Source organism: Pararhizobium sp. (assembly GCF_035497515.1).
In the GTDB taxonomy this organism is placed as follows: domain Bacteria; phylum Pseudomonadota; class Alphaproteobacteria; order Rhizobiales; family Rhizobiaceae; genus Pararhizobium.
Genome location: NZ_DATJDJ010000238.1, coordinates 1 through 4,230, shown reverse-complemented (window position 1 = coordinate 4,230; position 4,230 = coordinate 1). Strand labels below are relative to the sequence as shown.

The 4,230-nt window shown below is 61.3% G+C and carries 5 protein-coding genes; all 5 read right to left on the bottom strand.

Translation table 11 applies throughout. From position 1 onward, the window contains the following. Positions 1 to 319 (bottom strand): CHASE4 domain-containing protein (locus VL202_RS24975; RefSeq protein ID WP_325466755.1); only part of this gene is annotated, 319 nt, incomplete at its 3' end. Between the two features lie 76 nt (positions 320 to 395). Next, on the bottom strand, positions 396 to 830 hold the full coding sequence (locus VL202_RS24970) for an aconitase X swivel domain-containing protein (RefSeq protein WP_325466754.1): 435 nt from the start codon (positions 828 to 830) through the stop codon (positions 396 to 398). Continuing rightward, positions 827 to 2,071: an aconitase X catalytic domain-containing protein gene (locus tag VL202_RS24965; protein WP_325466756.1), complete on the bottom strand. Its 1,245-nt coding sequence runs from the start codon at positions 2,069 to 2,071 to the stop codon at positions 827 to 829. Before VL202_RS24965 ends, VL202_RS24970 begins: the two co-directional genes overlap by 4 nt. 32 nt (positions 2,072 to 2,103) lie before the next feature. Continuing rightward, positions 2,104 to 2,682 carry an NADPH-dependent FMN reductase gene (locus VL202_RS24960; protein ID WP_325466753.1) on the bottom strand — a complete coding sequence of 193 codons (579 nt, stop codon included), beginning with the start codon at positions 2,680 to 2,682 and terminating at the stop codon, positions 2,104 to 2,106. 68 nt (positions 2,683 to 2,750) lie between these two features. After that, positions 2,751 to 4,124 carry a GH1 family beta-glucosidase gene (locus VL202_RS24955; RefSeq protein ID WP_325466752.1) on the bottom strand — a complete coding sequence of 458 codons (1,374 nt, stop codon included), beginning with the start codon at positions 4,122 to 4,124 and terminating at the stop codon, positions 2,751 to 2,753. Between the last annotated feature and the right edge of the window lie 106 nt (positions 4,125 to 4,230).

Sequence of the window (4,230 nt, the reverse complement as noted above, 5' to 3'; positions counted from 1 at the left end):
CGCTGGCAAGGCCGAAATTCTCGACGATCCACTCTTGCGAATCCGGCGCATAGACCGCGCGCGCCGCATCGTCCCAGACGGCATAATCATGCATCGTCGTCGCCATCTGGTTGCGCATCATGGCAAGCGCTCCGGACATCGCCTGCCGGGAGCGGCGTTCATCCAGCGCATTGGTGGTAGAGGCAATGGTTTGCAGCGCGGTGAGCACGATGGCCACAACGACGACAACGACCAGCGCAAACGAAACCAGCAGAAGCAGCACGACATTCTGCCGCTTCAGCCGCGTGATATTCTGAAGGATACTGGACAGTTTACGCATCAGGCACTCCGGATGCGCCACGCTGTCAGAAAAAGCATTCCAAAGTCTTTACGATGATCACCTCAAAAAGAGGATGCTAACAGGGACCTAGCAGTTCCAGCGTTGCTCCCCCTTCCTTGGCCGTCAGGCGCAGTTCCGGACTCCGAGTGATCCTCGGCCAATCAGTCTCCGACACCAACACGACAGGGCAATGGGCCGCATAAAGTTCCGCCGCCACCATCGCCCCGACGGTGACGATCGCGTCCCGCGTCATCAGCACGATACCCGCAGGCCCGGTTCCCCTGCGGATGGCCTCCGCCAGCACAGAACTGCCGGAACTGGAACCGCGCCCGGCCTTCATGACCAGGATCTTGCCCGACATGATCTGGGCCTTCTGCGGGTGCCATTGATCGATGATGGCACCGGTGGCGGAATCCAGTCCGCCCCAGAAGCTCAAAGGCTCGGACAGCACGAATGCCGATCCCTCGGCTGATCCGGCGACAAGCATGACGGCGTCGATTGTTTGAGTCATAATCGCATCACCTTTCCGGCCCGCGCCGAAGCCATGCATTCGGCAAGCGAACCGAAGGCGATATCGACGCCAATATTGCCGGGCGCGTAATAGGCCATCTTTCCGGAATTGGTCATGATCGCACCGGACATGTCGCGCATGATCGCCGTGACATAGGTGCAGGTATCAATCACCAGCGTCACACCCTGCGCCTCCAGGATTTCCTTCCAGCCACGTGTCGTCAGTTCCTCCAGAACGCCGCGATTGGTGTTGACATAGACATCGACCGCCGGCCTGGAACCGTGCATCAGCGGCATGAGCCGGGCAAATTCCTCCAGCGAGAAATGTGGTGTCCCGAGGCTGACGCCGACCAGCGGCGTACCATCGGGCACGGTAGAGAGATTGCGAACCGTCGCGCGCAGGTCATCCGCCGTGAGACGGATTGTTTCATCAGGCCTATGCCCCTGAAACGCGGCTTCAACGGTCGGCGCCTCCGGCGTCAGGCCGACGGCATGGAACAGCGCCACCGCGCCTGACGATGCCGCAACCGCGCCGAGCGCCTTCAGGTCATCTTCCTGAGCATGAGCCGGCAGGCCGGTGATCGCCGGGACCAGACTGCCGCATCGCTTGCCGATCGTATGGCCGACAGCGACACAGGCCGGGCCGGCATCGGTCCATTCCTCCGGTAGGCTTTCGACTTCGACCAGAACCCGCGCGCGCCGGTTTTCCGGCATATGCAGGCCGTAGAAAGGCGCCCTGCCCGTCAGCGCGCAACAAAGATCGATGAAATCGCCGTAACGGTTGGTCCGGGCGCCGATCACCGAATTGGCAAAGACGATGGCGTTGGATTCCGCCCAGGCGATCTGCGCACCGAACCGCGGCCGGAACATCGTCTGGTAGGGTGCGCAGGTGAAGGTCGGCATGCAGCCAAGCTCCTCATGCGCTTTCATCAGACGCGCACCATTGGTGCCAACCTCGCTATCGCCATGGAACAGTTCGGGATGGATGAGATCCACCGATCCGACATTGAGCGTCGTCGGCACGCGGACGCGGCCCTTGAGCCGCACCAGATGCTCGACGAAATCGAGACTGACCTGACCGAGATAAAGACAGCCATCGATATGCGCGCCGTCGATATCGATGAAGCTCTCAGCCCCGACCGCGTCCGCAAAACGGGTGAGCAGCCGCATGCAGAAGGCCGCCGCCTCGCCATGCGCGCCATCAAGGAGGTCTTTGTCGAGGGAGGAAAGCCGAAGGGTCATGATCACCAGTTATGGTCGCCGCTTGGCCGGTGTCAATCGCGGCCGCCTGTCACCGGACGGCCTTCCTCCCCGAAGGCGATGATCGCCTCCGCAAACCGCTGCAGCCTTGCCGAAAGCAGCTTCTTTGTTTCGGGCTCAGCCAGGATCGCCGCACGCTGTTCGGGCGACTTGCCGAGAAGGTTGATCCGGAAAAAGCTCTCATCCACCAGCCGGACGGAAATGGTCTTCAGGACCTCCGTCAACGCACCGAGCGCATCGCCGCCGCGATGGGACGCGTGGATGAGCATGACGGGCTTGTGCGGGATTTCATCCCGTGACACGAGCCAGTCGAGTGCATTCTTCAGGCCGCCGGGAATGCCATGGGCATATTCCGGCGACGAGACGATCAGGCCATCGGCCACACGGATCCGGGCGGCCAGCGCCAAAACCGCGGCCGGCATGTCGTTGGCCTCGCGATCGGGATTGAAAATCGGCAGGTCGCCGATCAGTTCGCAGATATCGATCGTGATGTCCGCCGGCGCGACGTCACGCAGCGCTTCGAGCAGGGCACGGTTGCTCGAAGCTTTTCTCAGACTGCCGCAGAGCGCATAAAGAACGAGCGGACGGGACATCAGGGTCTCCGGGTGAGAATCGGTTCCGGCCATGATGCAGTTTGGCGCCCGCCTGTCACCTACGCCTGTCATCCCGCCTTGTGGTTGCCCTTCGGAAACTGCCCGGCCAGTTCCTTGTACCAATGGCCGCTCTTCTTGATGGTGCGAACCTGGGTTTCATAGTCGACATGGACGATGCCGAAGCGCATCTTGTAGCCTTCCGCCCATTCGAAATTGTCCATCAGGCTCCAGGCGAAGTAACCCTTCATCGGATAACCTTCGCTGATCAGGTCAGCCGTTACCGACAGATGCGCGGCGATATAGTCGAGGCGCGGCTGGTCATCGACCACGCCGTTTTCGACACCCGTATTGTAGGCCGCGCCATTCTCGGTGATGTAGCAGTCCGGCAATGTATAGCGCTCGTTGACGGTGCGGATGAGGTCGCCCAGTGCCTGCGGGAAGACCTCCCAGCCGATATCGGTCTTGACGTCGCTGATCGGCTTGGCGCTGACCGTTGCCGGATACTCCGCGCCCTCGGCCGGATCATGGCTGACGCGCATCGGCGTATAATAATTGACGCCCCACCAGTCGGTTTTCTGGCTGATCGTCGCCATGTCGCCGTCTTCGATGACAGGCATGCGATGGCCAAGCGCCGAGAGGAAGCTTTCCGGATACTCGCCCTTGAAGATCGGGCCGAAGAAAACGCCGTTGTGGAAATCGAACGCGCGTTCGGCGGCCGCCTTGTCCTCGGCGCTGTCGCTGCCCGGATAGACATGCATCGGATTGATGACGATGCCGACCGGCAGGTTCGGCTGCGCCTCGCGCACGGTGGCGACGCCGAGACCGTGAGCAAGATTGGTGAAGTGCAGCGCATGAAGGGCCGCATCCATGTTGCGCTCGCCCGGCGCATGGATACCATAGAGATGGCTGAGCCAGACCGAGCACCACGGTTCGTTGAAGGTCGCGACCGCATCGAGACGGTCGCCGAGCCGGGCGATCACCGTCTTGGCGTAACGTTGATAGGCGTAGGCCGTCGTGCGTGCCGTCCAGCCACCGTCGCCCATCAGCGCCAGCGGCAGGTCCCAATGATAAAGCGTCGCAAACGCCTTGATGTTGCGCGCCTTCAGGCCATCGACGAGGCGGTCGTAGAAATCCAGCCCCTTCTCGTTGATCGGACCGGTGCCTTCCGGAATGATCCGCGGCCAGGCGATGGAGAAACGATAGGCTTCGACGCCGAGGCTCTTGATCAGGTCAAGGTCGTTCTCCAGCCGATTATAATGATCGCAGGCCATGTCGCCATTTTCACGATTGTGTACCCGGCCCGGCATGTTGGAAAACGCATCCCAGATGGACGGCTTGCGCCCATCGGCCTTCGCCGCACCCTCGATCTGGAACGAGGCCGTCGCCACGCCGAAAATGAAATCGCCGGGGAAACGCTCGGAAAGGGTCTTGGGATCGATCATGGATACTCCAGATGACAGGCGGCTACTGCAACGTTGCAGTACGGCGATTTTCAGAAAAGTCAACATCGCGTGGGCAGGATGCGATCAGGTCGCGACAAGATGGGAT

Excerpts from the sequence above, each read along its gene's own strand:
- VL202_RS24970 (WP_325466754.1), bottom strand. The coding sequence starts at position 830 with ATGACTCAAACAATCGACGCCGTCATGCTTGTCGCCGGATCAGCCGAG.
- VL202_RS24965 (WP_325466756.1), bottom strand. The coding sequence starts at position 2,071 with ATGACCCTTCGGCTTTCCTCCCTCGACAAAGACCTCCTTGATGGCGCG.
- VL202_RS24960 (WP_325466753.1), bottom strand. The coding sequence starts at position 2,682 with ATGTCCCGTCCGCTCGTTCTTTATGCGCTCTGCGGCAGTCTGAGAAAA.
- VL202_RS24955 (WP_325466752.1), bottom strand. The coding sequence starts at position 4,124 with ATGATCGATCCCAAGACCCTTTCCGAGCGTTTCCCCGGCGATTTCATT.